The organism is Azospirillum oleiclasticum (assembly GCF_013423485.1).
Taxonomy (GTDB): Bacteria; Pseudomonadota; Alphaproteobacteria; order Azospirillales; family Azospirillaceae; genus Azospirillum; species Azospirillum oleiclasticum.
In genome coordinates, this window is sequence record NZ_JABFFR010000003.1 from 1 (window position 1) to 16627 (window position 16627).

A 16627-nucleotide genomic window follows, 5' to 3' on the forward strand; every position below is an offset into this window, starting at 1 on the left:
CCGGCGCCGGCGGCTGCGCCCGCCGAGCCGCCGGCGATGCCCGCGCCAGCGGCCACCGCACCGGTGGAGCCGGCCGCTTCGGCTCCCGTCCCTATGGCGACGCCCGTCGAGCCTCCGGCGACGCCCGCGCCCGCGGCCACCGCACCGGTGGAGCCGGCCGCTCCGGCGCCGGCGGCTGCGCCCGTCGAGCCTCCGGCTCCGGCCCCGGTCGCCGCGCCGGCCGAACCGGCCGCGCCGCCGGCCCCGGTCGCTGCTCCCGCGGAACCCCCGGCAGCCTCCGCTCCGATGACCGCTCCCGTCGTCACGCCGGCCGAACCTCCGGCCGTCCCGGTGGTCGTGCCGACGCCTCCTGTCACTGCGCCGGCCGAACCGGCGGCGCCGTCTATGGTTGTGCCTCCGGCTGCGCCGGCTCCCGCCGCCGAGCCCATCCCGGCGGGGCCGGCGGTCGCGCCGGTCCCGCCGGTCGTCCCCGCCGATCCGGCGCCTGTCGCGGCGCCGGCTTCGACCGCGGTCCCGACCCCGGCCGAACCGCCCCCTGCCGAACCGGCTCCGATGTCCGCACCAGCGGCAGCGCCGGCGTCCACCGAGCCCGCGGCGCCGGCCCCGACTCCGACTTCGATGCCGGCACCGGCTGAAGCGCCGGCCGCAGCACCGCCGCAGCCGGCTCCGGACGCGGCACCTGCCGGTACGCCGGCGACCGCTCCGGTGGTTCCGCCGGTGCCGGTAACACCCGCTCCGCCGGCCGCGTCCGAGCCGGCTCCGGCAACCACCGCCCCGGCACAGGGCGGCTGACCGCAAGGCGAGGAGACGGCCTTCCTTCGCGCTCACGGAATCCTGCCGGCCCGGCGTACAGTGGTGGATCATGTCCGCCCCGGTGCTCCGCCGGCAGGACGAGCAAGCGAAGGGAGCGTGCATGAGCGAGCTGGACCGGCTGGCGGCCCTTGTCGGCATCGAGCCGTATTTCCACGACATCTTCGGCGCCCGCCGCGACACCGGTGACGCCACCAAGCGCGCCCTGATCGCGGCGATGGGCCTCGGCGCCGGCACCGACGCCGAGGTGGCGGAGAGCCTGCGGACGCTGGAGGAGCGGGCGTGGAGCCGCCTGCTGCCACCGGTGACGGTGGTGACCGAGGGGGCGCCGATCACTGTTCCGGTCGCGGCGCGCATCGGTTTCGATGGCGCCATGCTCGCCTGGACCCTCACGGAGGAGGGTGGGGCGGTCCACCGCGGCGACATCCCCTTTGCGGCCGTCGCCGACATCGACCGGCGCGATGTGGACGGCGTGGCCCACCATCGACGGTCGTTGCTTCTTCCGGTCAAGCCCGGCCTCGGCTATCACACGCTCACGGTGTCGCTGGGCGGTGGGGAGCCGACCTCAATGCGGGTGATCGTGGCGCCGGAGCGCTGCGTGCTGCCGGAGGAGGTCGCGCCGCAGGGCGGGCGTTGCTGGGGCGTCGGGCTCCAGCTTTATGGGCTGCGCAGCGCCACCGATTGGGGCATCGGCGATTTCGACGACCTCGGCCGCTTCGCGCGGACGGCCGGCAAGCTTGGGGCGACGCTGGTCGGGCTGAATCCGCTGCACGCGTTGTTCCCCGCCGACCCCGGCCATTTCGGCCCCTATTCCCCATCGAGCCGCAGCTTCCTCAACATCCTCTACATCGATGTGGAGGCGGTGCCCGACCTCGCCGAGTGCGAGGAGGCGCGCGCCATGCTGGCCGGCGACGCCTTCCGTCATGCCATCGTCGCGGCGCGCGAGGCGGAACTGGTCGATTACCTCGCGGTGTCGCGGCTGAAGATGCCGGTTCTGGAGACGCTCTTCCACTCCTTCCGGGCGCGTCACCTGGACCTGTCCACGAAACGCGCCGCCGCCTTCGACCGCTTCCGTGCGGAGATCGGCCCGGCCTTGCGCCGCCACGCCGTCTTCGAGGCGCTGCACGAGCACTTCTTCCTCGGCGAATCGCAGCTCTGGTCATGGCAGAGCTGGCCGGCGGAGTTCCAGGATCCGGACAGTCCGGCGGTCGCCGACTTTGCCGGGCAGCACACCGAGCGCGTGCTGTTCTACGAGTGGCTGCAGTGGGAGGCCGACCGGCAACTCGGCGCGGCGGCCGAGGTGGGTCGGCAAGCCGGGCTCGGCATCGGCTTCTACCGCGATCTGGCGGTGGCCGTGAACCCTGGCGGAGCGGCGGCGTGGAGCGACCGGACCGGGCTGGTCCAGGGCGCCAGCGTCGGCGCCCCGCCCGACGCCTTCAACCTGAAGGGCCAGAACTGGGGGCTGTCGCCGCTGTCCCCCGTGGGGCTGGTGGAGACCGCCTATGAGCCGTTCATCGAGGCGCTGCGGGCCAACATGCGCCACGCCGGGGCGTTGCGCATCGACCATGTGATGGCGCTGAAGCACCTGTTCTGGATCCCCGCCGACGGCTCCGACGGCGCCTATGTGGAGTATCCCTTCGAGGATTTGCTGCGCATCGTGGCGCTGGAATCGGTGCGCAACCGCTGCGTCGTGATCGGCGAGGATCTGGGCACGGTGCCGGATGGCTTCCGCCCGGCCCTGCACGACGCCGGCATCCTCAGCTACCGCGTGCTGTATTTCGAGCGGGACGCTGCGGGCGACTTCCTGCCGCCGGACGATTATCCGCGGCGTTCCATGGTCACCGTATCGACCCACGATCTCGCCACCTTCAAGGGCTTCTGGGAGGGGCGCGACCTGGATTGGCGGGTGCGGCTCGACCTCTATCCCGACGCGGCCGCCCGCGACAAGGACGCCTGGGACCGCGGGGCCGACCGCTGGCGCCTGCTGCGCGCCCTGAACCGGGAGGGGCTGCGGCCGCCCGCCTACCCGAACGACGAGGGCGACCAGCCCTGGTCGCGCCCGCTGTCGGAGGCGGTCCACCGCTTTCTCGCCGGCTCCCCCGGTGCCATCGCCATGGTGCAGATCGAAGACGCCCTGTGCGAGGACGAGCAGCCCAACCTTCCCGGTACCACGGACCAGCACCCGAACTGGCGGCGGCGGCTCCGCCTTGCCGTCGAGGAACTGCCCGGCGACGACGGCGTAACCGCGCTGGCGGCGGTCCTGCGTGCCGAGCGCGTCGGACCGGGCTGAAGCGCGGCCGTGCCATGGGCGGAGATGGAACAGTCACGGAAGGAACAGTGCTCCGATTGATTGTTCCAATCTCCAGGTTGCTTTATCAGGGACACGCAATTCCTCAGTGATTATTGTTCGCAATTGCAGTGCTCGTAGCGGTTTGCTCTGTGAGAATGATTCTCAGACAGTAAAAGTGCTTCCGCGTGTGAAGGTGATTGTTTAGAGTTGTCCCAATCTTCGATCCGGCCGTCAGGAACGGTCAACCAGCCGAGAGCGGGAGCATCCACCATGAAGGGCGATCAACAGGTCATCCGCCATCTCAACACAATCCTCACCAACGAGCTGACGGCGATCAACCAGTACTTCCTGCACGCCCGCATGCTGAAGAACTGGGGCCTGAAGCGGATCGCGAAGAAGGTCTACGAGGAATCGATCGGCGAGATGAAGCACGCCGATTACCTGATCGAGCGCATCCTGTTCCTGGAAGGCCTGCCGAACCTCCAGGATCTGCACAAGTTGAAGATCGGCGAGGATCTGCCGGAGATGCTGACCAGCGATCTCGGTATCGAGAGCCACAACCGCACCTGCCTGCAGGAGGCCATCGCCTACTGCGAGTCCGTCAAGGACTACCAGAGCCGTGAGATCATGGAGAAGATCCTGGAGGATACGGAGGAGCACATCGATTGGCTGGAGACCCAGCTCGATCTGATCAACCGCGTCGGCGTCCAGGGCTACATGCAGCAGCAGATGTACGGCGACGAGAGCTGATCCGTCGGATCCGCGTTCGGGCGATGCGCCCCCACCCAAGCCCTCCCTCATCTGCCGATGGGGGAGGGTTTTCTGTTTCTCCCTCCCCCGCGCCGTGGGGGAGGGTCGAGGTGGGGGTCCTGCGCGAAACCCCTCTCCTCAATCCCCCGCCGCGCTGCGCGCGCCATCGCCGCTCCGGTCGAACTGGAGCGACGCCAGCCGCGCGTAGAGGCCGCCCTGGCGCATCAGGTCGGCGTGCGTGCCGGTGGCGACGATGCGGCCCTGCTCCATCACCGCGATGCGGTCGGCGTTCAGCACCGTGGACAGGCGGTGCGCGATGATCAGCGTCGTGCGGCCGACCATCAGCTTGTCGAGCGCGTCCTGCACCATGCGCTCGCTTTCGGCGTCGAGTGCGCTGGTCGCCTCGTCCAGCAGCAGGATGGGCGGGTTGCGCAGGATGGCGCGGGCGATGGCGATGCGCTGGCGCTGCCCGCCGGACAGCCTCACCCCGCGCTCGCCCAGGAAGGTGGCGAAACCCTCCGGCAGTGCATCGATGAACTCGGTGGCATTGGCGGCGTCGGCCGCGGCGCGCACCTCGGCGTCGCTGGCGTCCGGACGGCCGTAGCGGATGTTCTCCATGGCATCGGCGGAGAAGACGATCGGGTCCTGCGACACCAGGCCGATGCGACGCCGCACGTCCACCGGATCGGCGGCGCGCACGTCCACCCCGTCCACCCGCACCACACCCGCCTGCGGGTCGTAGAAGCGCAGCAGAAGCTGGAACACGGTGGTCTTGCCAGCGCCCGACGGTCCCACCAGCGCCACCGTCTCCCCCGGCACCACGTCGAGCGTGAAGCCCTCCAGCGCAGCCCCGTCGGGTCGCGAGGGGTAATGGAAGCGCACACCCTCGAACGCCACGGCGCCGCGGGACGGGGCGGGCAGGGCAGTCGGCTGTGCGGGTGCGCGGATGTCCGGCTCGGTCGCCAACAGGTCGAACAGCCGTTCCGTCGCCCCGGCGGCGCGCTGGAGATCCCCGATCACCTCGCTGATGGCGCCGACCGAGCCGGCGACGACCACCGAATAGATGACGAAGGCCGACAGTTCGCCCGGCGTCAGCCGGCCGGCCAGCACGTCGTGCCCGCCGATCCACAGGATGATGCCGACGGCCCCGAACACCAGCACGATGACGATGACCGTCATCACCGCCCGCACCCGCACGCGCCGGATGGCGACGTCGAACGCCTCCTCCACCCGCTTGCCGAACAGGATGCGGTCGAGGGCCTCGTGGGTGTAGGCCTGCACGGTGCGGATGGCGGACAGCGTCTCGTCCACGAAGGACCCGACGTCGGCGATCCGGTCCTGGCTGGCGCGCGAGAGCCTGCGCACCTGTCGTCCGAACAGGATGATCGGGAACACGACCAGCGGCACCACGAGGAACACCAGGCCCGTGAGTTTGGGCGAGGTGACCAGCAGCATGGCCGTGCCGCCGAGGAAGAGCAGCAGGTTGCGCAGCGCGATGGAGGCGGAAGACCCGACCACCACCTGCAACAGCGTGGTGTCGGTGGTCAGCCGCGACATCACCTCGCCCGTCCGCGTCGTCTCGAAGAAGCCGGGGCTGAGGGTGAGCACATGGTCGTAGATCGCCTTGCGCAGGTCGGCGACCACCCGCTCCCCGATCCACGACACCAGGAAGAAGCGGCCGTAGGTGGACACCGCCATCAGCGCGATGACCGCCAGCAGCACCAGCAGCGCACGGTCGAGCAGGCCGCTGTCGCCGGCGGTGAAGCCCTGGTCCACCAGCACCCGCATGCCCTGGCCCAGTCCCAGGACGGTGGCCGCCGCCACGGTCAGGGCGATGCCGGCCCCGGCCATCTGCAGCCGGTAGGGTTTCAGGAAGGGCAGCAGGCGGCGGAGCGGCGACAGGTCGCGACGCCGCTCGGGTTCGCTGCCGCTGCCGGGCTTCAGGGGCGATTCGTCTCGCGTGGAACCGCGGAACACCAAGGGAGCCGGCCTTTCTCTGCGCCGGTCCAGGAATGCGCCGGCGGCCCGGTATAGCAGCCCGAACCGGCCCCAACAAGGCGCCGGGCCGCTGCGATGCACGGGAAGCGGTTGCATCCGCGGCCCCGCTTCGCTATAACCCCGGCTCGTTTTTGCAGGAACCAGGCCAATGAAAGCTGACATCCATCCCGAATACCACGAGATCAACGTGGTGATGACCGACGGCTCCACGTTCAAGACGCGCTCCACCTGGGGCAAGGCGGGCGACACGCTGCGTCTGGACATCGATCCGAAGTCCCACCCGGCCTGGACCGGCGTGCAGAAGCTGCTCGACACCGGCGGCCAGATCGCGAAGTTCAACAAGCGCTTCGCCAGCTTCGGCCTGAAGAAGTAAGCGTCGCCGCTTTTTGACGGTACGAAAAGGGCGCCCGGGGTTCCGGGGCGCCCTTTTCGTGCTGGCGGTTCTTCTTGTGTTGGGGGGCCGCGGGCGACGCGTCAGCCGACCGCGCGCGCCGCCTCGTCCCGCACCATCTCGTCCAGCCGGGCGACGCGCATGTACAGCCTGTGGCTGCGCTCCAGCAGGCTGCGCAGGCCGTTCGGCAGTTCCTCGTTCTCCGGACCGGTCGGGTCGGCGCAGATGTCGCCGCCGGACAGGGCGTAATCCTCCGACGCCATCTGGGCGATGGTCAACTCGCCTGCGTGCACGGCCTTCTGAGCCAGCAGCCACGCCATCACCTGGGTCAGGCGGCTGGTGACACGCATGCTTTCGTAGCTGACCTGGAGGCGGACGTGCGGCGGCAGCCGGCGCTGGTCGATGCTCTCGTGATAGGCGATGTAGTTCCTCGCCTCGATGAGCAGCGCCATCGTCTCGTCGTAGGGTCCGTTGAAGAAAAAGGTCGAGCGTTGTGTCACGACCGGTGCCCTCCCTCGGCCGCCAGGCCCAAGCGTGACCGTGGCCGCAACTGATTAACAAAGAATGTTCCAGGCAATTCCGCGATTTCCACCCTCTTGAACCGCGGATGGCCCTTCCCACCTATACGCACGCCGGGGGATGCCCGATTGGGGTTCTTCGGCAATGACGGACAGGGGGCCGACGTTTTGCGTGGTCTCCGATCGCAATATCGCTCTGATGGAGGATATGTCATGCGTGCCTACGACCTTTCGCCGCTGTTCCGTTCCACCGTCGGTTTCGACCGCCTCTCCCGCCTGTTGGAGAGTGCCACGAGCGTCGACGACGCGACCGCTTCCTACCCGCCGTACAACATCGAGAAACTCGGCGAGGACTCCTACCGGATCACCATGGCCGTCGCCGGCTTCGGCCCGGAGGATGTCGAGATCACCGCTCAGCAGAACTCCCTGGTGATCACTGGGAAAGCTAAGAAGGAGGTGGAGACCGGCCAATTCCTCTACCGGGGTATTGCCGGGCGCGCTTTCGAGCGCCGCTTTCAGCTCGCCGACTTCATCAAGGTGACGGGTGCCAGCATGGTGAACGGGTTGCTCCATGTGGATCTGGCCCGCGAGATCCCGGAGGCGATGAAGCCCCGGACGATCCGCATCGAGACCCAGGCCCAGGGCAAGCCGGTCCTCACCCAGCAGGCCGCGTAACCCCGCGTCGCGCCAGCGAACGGATGACGGCGCCCCGCCAACCCGGCGGGGCGCCTTTTGTTTTTGCGGTGGGGGCCCGAGGCGACACCCCCAGCCCCTACAGGATCATATGCGGCACGAACCGGCTGAGGTTCTTGGTCACCGGCCCGTCATCCTCACGCACACCGATGCCGCAGGCGCGGCCGGCGGCGATCCAGGAGCCGACAACGGCATGGTGGCGCCCGTCGAACACCGGCAGCGGGTGCAGTTCCTGCACCACGAAGCCCTCCGCGCCATAGGGGCCGTCCTCGTCAAGGACGCCGCCGGGCAGGTCGGGGGAGAGTAGGCGCACGTTGGCGCCTTCACGCGACAGCAGCGGCTTCACCGCGACGCGGGGACCGACAGTCGCGGCGTCCGGCGTGCCGGCGAAGGCGGCCGGCAGCAGGTTGGGATGGCCCGGAAACATCCGCCACAGCCAGACCAGCAGCCCCTTGTTGGACAGCACCATTTTCCAGGCCGGCTCCACCACCATCGGCGCGTGCGGCCCACGCAGATGCACGCCGAACGGCTCCTCCACCAGCCATTCCCAGGGATAGAGCTTGAACAGCGCCAGGATCGGCCGGTCCTCCAGGTCGGTCAGCCGGCCGGTGGCGTCCACCCCGATGTCCTCGATGGCGATCACCGCGGTGCGCAGCCCCGCCTGATGGGCGCAGTCCCGGAGGTAGAGGATGGTGCCGTGGTCCTCATCGTTGTCGCGGACGCTGGCGAAATGCAGGGTGTGGCGGTTCAGCAGAGGCCCGGCGCAGGGACCCCACAGCGGTTGCAGCGAGGCGAAGCCGTCGATCAGCGCCTCCTGCACCGTGTTGAACTGGTCGGCGTCGGCGGGAATCAGGCCGCGCGACCGCGCCTCCTCCAGCCACAGCCACTGGAAGAAGGCCGCCTCGTAGACGGAGGTCGGGGTGTCCGCGTTGCATTCCAGCAGCTTGGCCGGCCCGCCGGTGCCATAGGCGAGGTCGAAGCGGGCGTAGACGTCGCGGTCGCGCCGCCGCCAGGACCAAGCCACCGCGTCCCACCAGTCCCGCGGGATGGCGAGGGAGGCCAGGATTTCGTCATCCGTCACCGCCCGTCGCACGACCTCCAGGCACATGGCCCACAGTTCGGCGCTCGGCGCCTCCAGATCCGCCTCGATCTCGCGCAGGGTAAAGGCGTAGGCGGCGTCCTCCACCCAGTAGGGGGCGCCGTACATGGTGTGGAAGGTGAAGCCGTGCCGCTCCGCCGTCGCCGTCCAGTCGTGGCGGGGAGGGACGGCGATGCGGCGCATCAGCCGCCGACCGACACGGACCGGCCCGGCGAGGCCACCCCGACCGACGTGGCGCGTGCACCGAAGCCGCCGCGGGAGATGGTGGTGGTGCGCGCCGGCGGCGCCTGGAGGGTGGAGCGCGTCACGTCCACCGCCCCGGTGCGGGCGCCGACATCGACGTTCTGCGCCGTGCGGTAGCTGCCCCAGCCCCCGGCCCCGCCGGGACCCGACGTCCCCTGATAGGGCCGGTAGAGCGGCTGGCCGTAGTAGGAGCGGCCGCCGCTGTTCAGAAGCTGGCCGACCAGGAACCCGGTCATCAGCGGCATGAAGAAGGACCCGCCGCCGCCCGACGCCTGCTGGCCGTCGACGGCGACCGCCCCGTTCGGGGCAACCTGGCAGCGGCCGGGGCCGAAATCGGCCTCGCATTCCTGGACGTTCGCGTATTTCGGGGCGACGGCCGCATGCTGCTCCGTGGCGCCCTTGTAGGCGTCGCGGCAATAGCCCTCGCTGTAGACGCCGTCGGCAAGGCACTGCTCGACGGTGTCGTAGACGCCCGCTTTGGTGACCTCCTGGGTGTCGTCGCAGGCAGTCAGCGCCAGCGTGGCCGATCCCATCAGCAGCAGCTTCATGCGGGCGGAGCGTTTCATGGTGACCTCGTCATGGGCGACCTCGTCATGATGTCACGCGCGGAACAGGTGCGGCACGATCGCCGACTCCGGCCCCACGCGCGGATCCTCGGATTCCCGGACGGACATGCCGAGGCATTTGTCCCCGACGATCCAGCAGTCGAGCACCGCGTGGGTGCCCTCCTGGTGGAAGATATGGGGAGTCTCGAACCACACGAAACCGCCCGGATTCTCCGACGGGCCGGTGTCGGCGACGACCTGCCCGTGCTCGGACATGCGTGTGGCGGCGTGGTCGAGCCCCAGATGGGTGCGCACCGTGATGGCTTCGGCCCCGCCCAGCGCCGCCTCGTCCGCGCCGGCGCGGCAGAGGTTGGGGTGCTGCGGGTAGAGGTGCCAGAGCAGCGCCAGGATGCCGTGGTTGGACGGAACCCAGCGCCACAGCGGCTCCAGCACCGCCATCCCGCCGGTGCGCAGATGCTGGCCGAAGGCGTCGTCCACCATGGCCTCCCACGGGTACTGCTTGGCGAGCCAGCCGATCGCCTCGCCCTCCAGCCCGCGGAAGCGCTGTCCGTCCCAGCCGATCGACTGGATGGGCAGCAGGCTGGCGCCGATCCCCGCCTCCTCCGCCGTGGCGGCGAGGTAGACCAGTTCTCCCTCCCGCGCCGGGTCGGGGGTCAGGCAGGTCAGGTGCAAGTGGTCGCGGCCGGCGGCGCCGCGCGCCAACTCCTCCCAGCGCTCGACCAGCGCCTCGTGCAGACCGTTGAACTGGTCGGAGTCGGCGAACATCGCCTCCAGCCAGTTCCATTGGATGACCGAGGCGGCGAACAGCCCCTCCGGACAGTCGGCGTTGCAGGACAGCAGCTTGACCGAGTCGCGCCCGTCATAGGCCAGGGTCAGGCGGCACACCAGCCCGCCCGCCCGCTCGTTGAAGCGGCCGCCGGCCCAGTAATCGTGCCAGGACGCCTCGACCAGCCGCGCCGCCTCGGGCCGGATGCCCAGCGGCTGGAACAGGCGCCCCTCCACCGCGGCGCGCGTCGCCTCGCGCAGCATGCCGTACAGCTCGTCGGCGACGCTCTCGATCAGGTCGATCTGCTGGGCGGTGAACTCGTAGCGGACATCCTCCCGCCACCGCGCACCCGCCCCCATGGCGCGCACGCCGTAGGGATACTTCCGCAATCCCGGCCGCCAGTCGGCCCGGGCCTTCATGATGATTCGCCGCATCTCGCTTGTCCGCCAGCGTTCCCTAGTCAGTACGTAACCGCGCCGGCGTTGATCAGTCCCACCGCCACCGACATGGCGGCGAGCGCCAGCCCGAACGCCTCGTTGCCCGCCTCGATGCCGGCGCGGAAGCCCTTCAGCAGCATCGCCACGCCGAAGAACACCGCGATCTGGCAGACCATCGCCACGGCACCCCACAACGCGAGATCGAGAAGGTTGACGCTGTGCGCCGCCGTGCTGGCCAGCACTAGCGCGAAACCGATCACCACCCCGCCCAGGCTGAAGGCGGCGGCCTTGTTGCCCGCCCGGATCAGCGTCAGCTCGTGGTACGGGGTGATGACCGTGTAGATGGCGGTGAAGAGGACCAGCAACGCGACCGAAGTCGCCACATAGCCCAGATACAGAGGCAGGGTCTCCAGCATGATCTCCGGCCGGGGAGGTTTGTGTCGCGGCCGCATGATGGTTGCCCGGCGCCCGTCGCACAAGTCGGGAAGGGGGCCTACCACCATCTCATCGAATGCGGCCGGCCCGACGCGGCGTGGTGGGACGCCGAGAGTGTGGCGTGCCGCTGTTCTTCCCGCTGGTCTGTTGGTATCACGGACCGAACAACAGCGACGAGCCCGCGGCGGCCATGGCCAGATTGCGTTTGCGCATCGACTTCTCACCCTCCGGCAGCGTGGGGCCGGGCAAGATCCGGCTTCTGGAGCTGATCGGCGACACCGGTTCGATCTCGGCGGCGGCGCGGGCGCTGGAGATGTCGTACCGCCGCGCCTGGCTTCTCATCGACGACCTCAACCAGCTCTTCCGGGAGCCGGTGGTCAGCGCCAGCGCCGGTGGCCGGAAGGGCGGCGGCGCCGAGCTGACGGCCTTTGGCCGCACCCTCATCGACGAGTACCGGGCCATCGAGGCGGAGGCGCACGAAGCCGTTTCGGCCCGGCTCGCCCGGCTTCAGGAGTCCGCGGTCGGTGGTGGCTGCGATGTGCCGGAGGGTGAACGCCGCTTCGCCTGCCGTGCGTCGTGACCGGCTACGACGTCTGCGCCGATGGCGACCTGGGCGCCGTGCACTATCTGGTGCGCCAGGGCTTCGGCATGGCGGGCGACGTTTTCGAGCGGTACCGCGCGCTGTTCGGGACAGCGGCGCTGCGGGTGTTGCGCCGGGATGGGGACATATCGGCCTGCGCCGCCGTCTTCGACGTCGACCAGTGGTTCGGTGGCCGCCCGGTGCCCGCGCGCGGCGTTGCCTGCGTGACCGTGGACCCGATTGCCCGCGGCACCGGCACCGGCTCCGCCCTGGTCCGGGCGATGCTGGAAGAGGCGCGTGGCGCGGGCCGTGCGCTGTCGATCCTCTACCCCGCGACCCGGCCGCTCTACGCCCGGGCGGGCTACGGCCCCGCCGGCGTGCGCATCGAATGGAGCGCGCCGCCGGCCGCGTTGGCCGGCCCGCACTCGGTGGCGCGCCCGACCCGGCAGGTGCCGCCCGACCTCGGCGCGCTGGCGGCGCTGCGGCGCACCGGTCCGGCGCTTGCCAACGGGATGCTGGAGCGCAGCGAGGCGCTGTGGGCGTTGCGGCTCGACCCGCTGGGGGAGGGCACCGCCGATCTGTTCCTGCTGCCGGGTGCCGACGGACCCGGTGGATACGCCGCGGTGCTGCCGCCGCGGGAGCGCCGGCTCCTGGTGCCGGATCAGTGTGTCGCCGGCCGCCGCGCCGTGGCCGAGGCGCTCGCCTTTCTCGCCGGCTACCGGGCGCAGGTGGACCGTGTCTGCTGGTGCGGCGGGCCGGACGACCCGCTCGCCCTCCTCGCCCACGACAGCGGCGTGGTGCCGGTCCAGTATGAGGAATGGATGCTGCGCGTGGTGGATGTGGAGCGGGCATTGACGTGCCGTGGTTACCCGTCCCGTGCGAGCGAGTCGCTGGTGCTCGACGTGACCGACCCGCTTCTCCCCGCCAACCACGGCCGTTTCCGCCTGACGCCGGCAGCGGGGCGTGGGCGGGTGGAGCGGTTGCCGTCGCAGGGTGCTGCCGACGTGGCGTTGCATATTGCCGCACTCGCCCCCCTCTACACCGGTCACAGGTCGCCAAGCGCGCTTCGGGCGGTCGGGTTGGTCGAGGGTTCGGACGATGCGATCATGCGGGCGGAGCAGCTCTTCGCCGGTCCGCGGCCCTGGATGGCCGATCAGTTCTGACATTCGTCAACAAAGAGAATTGATCCGCGTCAATGGCCTGCGGCCGAGTGACACATAAAACTGTCGGTTAAGGGTTACCTTCTACAATGAATGGTGATCCCGGGAGGAGCAGCCTGTGCCCAAGGAACGGCCTCCCCCGGATCGTTCGGGAGTTGGTTCGATGACCATCGGCACGCGCATCGCGCTGGGATTTGCGACTGTTCTTCTCATGATGATGGCGGTGGCCTTCGTGGGCTGGAGCAGTTTGCGGACCTACGCCGACCGTGTCGATCTGGCGTCCCACACCGCCGAGCTCGACACGAAGCTGAAGGTGGTGCGGCTGGAAGAGCAACGTTTCGTTGCGAGTCGCGACGCCGAGGCAGCGGCGACGGTGCCCCGCCTTCTCGACGCGCTGCGCGCCGAGGCGGAGGAGACGGGGGCCGCTCTCGATGCGGACGGCGCGGCGGCCATCCGCGAAATCCTGGACGGCATCGGCGCCTATCGCACCGCCTTCTCCAACTACGTGTCCCTGGACGCCGAGGCGCAGAGCCGTCTGGCGGTGATCGAGCAGCGCGCCAACGAGCTGCGCGAGGTTGCCGGCCGCATCGGTAGCCAGCAGGCGGAACGGTACGACCTCAACATGGTCAGCCTGCGCGACGCGGAGGACGCGGCCGGCCACGCCCGCACCACCGCCGCCCGCGCCGACCGGGTGATCGAGCATGTGCTGGACGCCCGCCGGCATCAGGCGGAGTTCGTGTACACCCGCAATCCGGAGGAGGCGGAGGCCGTCGCTACGATCATCGACAAGCTCATCGCCTTCGCCGAGGCCAACGAATCCGATCTGGCGGGGACCAACGACGAGGAATTGGCGACGCGCATCCTCACCGTCGTCCGCGCCTACCGCGACACGCTCGCCGAGCAGGCGGCCATTCCGGCCGACCGTGATCTGGAGACCTTCCTGGCGCGGGCGCAGGTGCTGAACCGTCTCGCCGACCAGGTGAGCGAACTGGCGCACGAGATGCAGGCCAACCAGATCGCCGTGTCCGAAGCGCTGGACCAGGCCGCCGCCTGGGCGCGCAGCGAGGTCGACGAGGCGGTGGTGCTGCGCGGGCTGGCCGCCCGCATGATCCAGACCACGCAGGCGGCGCTGGTCGCCGAACGCGACTTCCTGCTGAAGGGCGGGGACGCGCCGCAGGCCGCCTTGGCGGCGGCCATCGCCGACACCCGTACCGTCGCCGGGGAGGCCGGCAAGCTGCTGGTGGACAAGGAGGGCAAGGCGCTGGTGGCCGCGGTGATCACCGCCGCCGACAGCTTCCACCGGGAATTCACGGCACTGGTCGCCGCCACCGCGACCCAGAGCAGGGCGCTGACCGCGATGGCGACCGCCGCCGGTGCGGTGAGCGAGAAGGCCACCCACCTGGTCGCGCTGCAGCGCGACGTGCGGGAGGCCGGGCGCTCGCAGGCGTCGATGTTCATCGGCATCGGGGCGGTCGTCGGCCTGCTGCTGGGCGGAGTCCTGGCCTTCTTCATCGACCGCGCCATCACCCACCCGCTGCTGGCGATGACCTCGGCCATGGGCCGGCTGGCGGAGGGGGACCTCTCCACGGAGGTGCCGGGCGCCAACCGCCGCGACGAGCTCCGCCACATGGCGGCGGCGCTCCAGGTCTTCAAGAACAACGCGGTGGAGATGCAGCGGCTGGAAGGCGAGCGCGAGCAGATGCGCCGCCAGATCGACGCCGACCGCCGCCGTACGATGAACGAGTTCGCCAACGGCTTCGAGCAGGCGGTGTCCGGCGTGGTGCAGTCCCTCACCGAGGCGGCGGACGGCATGGCGCGCGACGCCCAGGCGATGTCCACCGACGCCGCCTTCACCAGCGTGAAATCCTCCGCCGTGGCCGCCGCCTCGCAGCAGGCGACCAGCAACGTCCAGACCGTGGCCGCGGCGGCGGAGGAGCTGTCCAGCTCCATCGCGGAGATTTCGCGGCGGCTCAACGACAGCTCGGCGACCGCCGTCAATGCCGCGGAGAAGGCCAAGCAAACCAACGGCATCGTGGAAGGGCTGGCGGACGCCGCGCAGCGCATCGGGCAGGTGGTCGAGCTGATCGGCGAGATCGCCGAGCAGACCAACCTGCTGGCGCTCAACGCCACCATCGAGGCGGCGCGCGCCGGCGAGGCCGGCAAGGGCTTCGCCGTGGTGGCCACCGAGGTGAAGAACCTGGCCGGCCAGACCGCGCGCGCGACCGAGGAGATTTCCGCCCAGGTAGCGCAGATGCAGGGGGCGACCAACGGCGCGGTGGACGCCATCCGCGCCATCGCCGAGGCGGTGGCCGCCATCAGCGGCACGGTGACCGACATCGCCACCGCGATGGAGCAGCAGGGCTCCGCCACCCGTGACATCGCCGCCAACGTCAGCCACGCCGCGCAGGGCACGCAGGAGGTGATGCAGCACATCGCCGAGGTGACCACCGCCGCCGGCAAGACCGGCAGCGCCGCCGACGCCGTTCTGCGTGCCTCCCGCGATCTGGCCGGTCAGGCCGAACGCCTGCGCGGCGAGGTGCGCGGCTTCCTGAACAAGGTGCGTTCGGCCTGAGGGGGAGGCCGGCCGGCGCCTGGCACCCGACCCGAGGCCGGTCACCCCGCGCAAAGAAAAAGGCCGCATCCCGAAGGATGCGGCCTTTTCCGTATCGTCGGCCGGGACCGGTCAGCGCGAGTAGAACTCGATGACCAGGTTCGGTTCCATCTGGACAGGGTAGGGGACGTCGGCGAGCTGCGGCTGGCGCACGAAGCGGCCCTTCAGCGCGTCGGTGTCCACCTCGAGATAGTCGGGGATGTCGCGCTCCTGCGAGGCGATCGCCTCCAGCACCAGCGCCATCTGCTTCGACTTGCTCCGCACCTCGATGACGTCGTTGTCCTTCACCTGGTAGGACGGGACGTTCAGCCGGCGGCCATTGACCAGAACGTGGCCGTGGTTGACGAACTGACGGGCGGCGAAGGGGGTCGGCACGAACTTCATGCGGTAGACCACCGCGTCCAGCCGGCGCTCCAGCAGACCGATCAGGTTCTCGCCGGTGTCGCCCTTGCGGCGCACGGCCTCCTGGTAGATCTTGCGGAACTGCTTCTCGCCGATGTTGGCGTAGTAGCCCTTCAGCTTCTGCTTCGCCATGAGCTGCAGGCCGAAGTCGGACGGCTTCTTGCGGCGCTGGCCGTGCTGGCCGGGGCCGTACTCGCGGCGGTTGATCGGGCTCTTGGGGCGGCCCCAGAGGTTGACGCCGAGGCGGCGGTCGATCTTGTACTTGGACTCGTGACGCTTGCTCATATCGTCCTCGATTGCGGAGCGAGTTGGTCTTGTCCCGGTAGTTCCACCGCCCAACCGCTGATCGCGGACAGCCGGGGACGGGGTGGGCCGAACCATGGACCACCCGCCTTTCCAGGAAGGAAGGCGCGGACTTTACCCAGGACACCAACGAAGTCAAGGCGCAATCGCGGGAGCATCGAGCCGGGCAGACGTGTTGTCCGTCGACTGCAAGAGGAGACCGCCCATGACCGACAAGCCCGAAACCAACCGCGCTCCGACCGTCCCGAAGCCGCCGAGCCGCGAGGATATCGAACGCATCAGCGAAGCGCAGGGGATGATCACCGACGACTGGACCGGCGATGGCGGGCGTCCGGCCTCGCCAGATTCGCCACCGGGTTCGTCAGAGAAGCCCAAATAATGATAACTTGAAATAGAAATGCGCAACCAGAACTGAATATATCCGGCGTTCTGCCGGATTTTTCAATGAAATTGTTTGAAAATGGAAGTTGCCTGGGTAGGGGATTGGCATGGCCATCCCAATATCGCGCCCGTATCTTGACGGTGATTTGAGTACATAAGCAATCATCCGCCCGTCATAGGTTCCGGTGTTCGAG

Annotated in this window: 16 protein-coding genes; 8 read left to right on the plus strand and 8 right to left on the minus strand. The window is 69.6% G+C overall.

Features of this window, described 5'->3' with window-relative positions:
- Positions 1 to 305, minus strand: a 305-nt coding sequence (locus tag HL658_RS36590) for a hypothetical protein (protein ID WP_211109657.1), incomplete at its 3' end; no start/stop codon positions are given.
- A 608-nt stretch (positions 306 to 913) separates the two neighbouring features.
- On the opposite strand from HL658_RS36590, the gene malQ reads away from it, so the two are divergent.
- Together malQ and bfr are read left to right on the plus strand one after the other, a co-directional pair.
- Complete coding sequence (gene malQ, locus HL658_RS05090; RefSeq protein ID WP_180280855.1) at positions 914 to 3100, plus strand: 4-alpha-glucanotransferase; 2187 nt, start codon at positions 914 to 916, stop codon at positions 3098 to 3100.
- Between the two features lie 270 nt (positions 3101 to 3370).
- Complete coding sequence (gene bfr, locus HL658_RS05095) at positions 3371 to 3850, plus strand: bacterioferritin (protein ID WP_180280856.1); 480 nt, start codon at positions 3371 to 3373, stop codon at positions 3848 to 3850.
- A gap of 138 nt (positions 3851 to 3988) precedes the next feature.
- On the opposite strand, the gene HL658_RS05100 is transcribed toward bfr, so the two are convergent.
- The gene (locus HL658_RS05100; protein WP_343055013.1) at positions 3989 to 5827 is read right to left on the minus strand and encodes an ABC transporter transmembrane domain-containing protein; all 1839 of its coding nucleotides are present in this window, start codon (positions 5825 to 5827) and stop codon (positions 3989 to 3991) included.
- Positions 5828 to 5996: 169 nt separating this feature from the next.
- Between HL658_RS05100 and rpmE the strand changes: the two genes are divergently transcribed.
- Positions 5997 to 6221, plus strand: coding sequence for a 50S ribosomal protein L31 (gene rpmE, locus HL658_RS05105; RefSeq protein WP_180280858.1), 225 nt, complete (start codon positions 5997 to 5999; stop codon positions 6219 to 6221).
- A 101-nt stretch (positions 6222 to 6322) separates the two neighbouring features.
- Here rpmE and HL658_RS05110 read toward each other — a convergent pair whose 3' ends face one another.
- Positions 6323 to 6739 (minus strand): DUF1465 family protein, encoded by a 417-nt coding sequence (locus HL658_RS05110; protein ID WP_343055014.1) that lies wholly within the window; start codon positions 6737 to 6739, stop codon positions 6323 to 6325.
- 231 nt (positions 6740 to 6970) lie between these two features.
- On the opposite strand from HL658_RS05110, the gene HL658_RS05115 reads away from it, so the two are divergent.
- Positions 6971 to 7432, plus strand: a complete 462-nt coding sequence (locus HL658_RS05115) for an Hsp20 family protein (protein WP_180280859.1) — start codon at positions 6971 to 6973, stop codon at positions 7430 to 7432.
- Between the two features lie 97 nt (positions 7433 to 7529).
- Here the strand turns inward: HL658_RS05115 and HL658_RS05120 are convergent, their stop codons facing one another.
- From HL658_RS05120 to HL658_RS05135, 4 genes are read right to left on the minus strand one after another with little or no spacing between them, the layout of a single operon-like run.
- Positions 7530 to 8732, minus strand: coding sequence for a glutathionylspermidine synthase family protein (locus HL658_RS05120; protein WP_180280860.1), 1203 nt, complete (start codon positions 8730 to 8732; stop codon positions 7530 to 7532).
- Entirely contained in the window at positions 8732 to 9358 is a 627-nt protein-coding gene (locus HL658_RS05125) for a DUF1190 domain-containing protein (protein ID WP_180280861.1), read from the minus strand. Before HL658_RS05125 ends, HL658_RS05120 begins: the two co-directional genes overlap by 1 nt.
- Before the next feature lie 33 nt (positions 9359 to 9391).
- Complete coding sequence (locus HL658_RS05130) at positions 9392 to 10558, minus strand: glutathionylspermidine synthase family protein (protein WP_180280862.1); 1167 nt, start codon at positions 10556 to 10558, stop codon at positions 9392 to 9394.
- A 26-nt stretch (positions 10559 to 10584) separates the two neighbouring features.
- A complete protein-coding gene (locus HL658_RS05135; protein ID WP_180280863.1) occupies positions 10585 to 10977 on the minus strand; it encodes a DUF350 domain-containing protein in 393 nt (130 codons plus the stop codon).
- Positions 10978 to 11117: 140 nt separating this feature from the next.
- Here HL658_RS05135 and HL658_RS05140 point away from each other — a divergent pair, with 140 nt between their 5' ends.
- From HL658_RS05140 to HL658_RS05150, 3 genes are all read left to right on the plus strand, one after another.
- Positions 11118 to 11576, plus strand: coding sequence for a winged helix-turn-helix domain-containing protein (locus HL658_RS05140; RefSeq protein WP_425485320.1), 459 nt, complete (start codon positions 11118 to 11120; stop codon positions 11574 to 11576).
- Positions 11573 to 12739, plus strand: coding sequence for a GNAT family N-acetyltransferase (locus tag HL658_RS05145; RefSeq protein WP_180280864.1), 1167 nt, complete (start codon positions 11573 to 11575; stop codon positions 12737 to 12739). The genes HL658_RS05140 and HL658_RS05145 overlap by 4 nt, the downstream gene beginning before the upstream one ends.
- A gap of 160 nt (positions 12740 to 12899) precedes the next feature.
- Positions 12900 to 15308: a HAMP domain-containing methyl-accepting chemotaxis protein gene (locus HL658_RS05150; RefSeq protein WP_180280865.1), complete on the plus strand. Its 2409-nt coding sequence runs from the start codon at positions 12900 to 12902 to the stop codon at positions 15306 to 15308.
- A gap of 111 nt (positions 15309 to 15419) precedes the next feature.
- Here the strand turns inward: HL658_RS05150 and rpsD are convergent, their stop codons facing one another.
- Positions 15420 to 16034, minus strand: a complete 615-nt coding sequence (gene rpsD, locus HL658_RS05155) for a 30S ribosomal protein S4 (RefSeq protein WP_180280866.1) — start codon at positions 16032 to 16034, stop codon at positions 15420 to 15422.
- A 223-nt stretch (positions 16035 to 16257) separates the two neighbouring features.
- Here rpsD and HL658_RS05160 point away from each other — a divergent pair, with 223 nt between their 5' ends.
- Entirely contained in the window at positions 16258 to 16431 is a 174-nt protein-coding gene (locus HL658_RS05160; protein ID WP_180280867.1) for a hypothetical protein, read from the plus strand.
- The last annotated feature ends 196 nt before the right edge of the window (positions 16432 to 16627 follow it).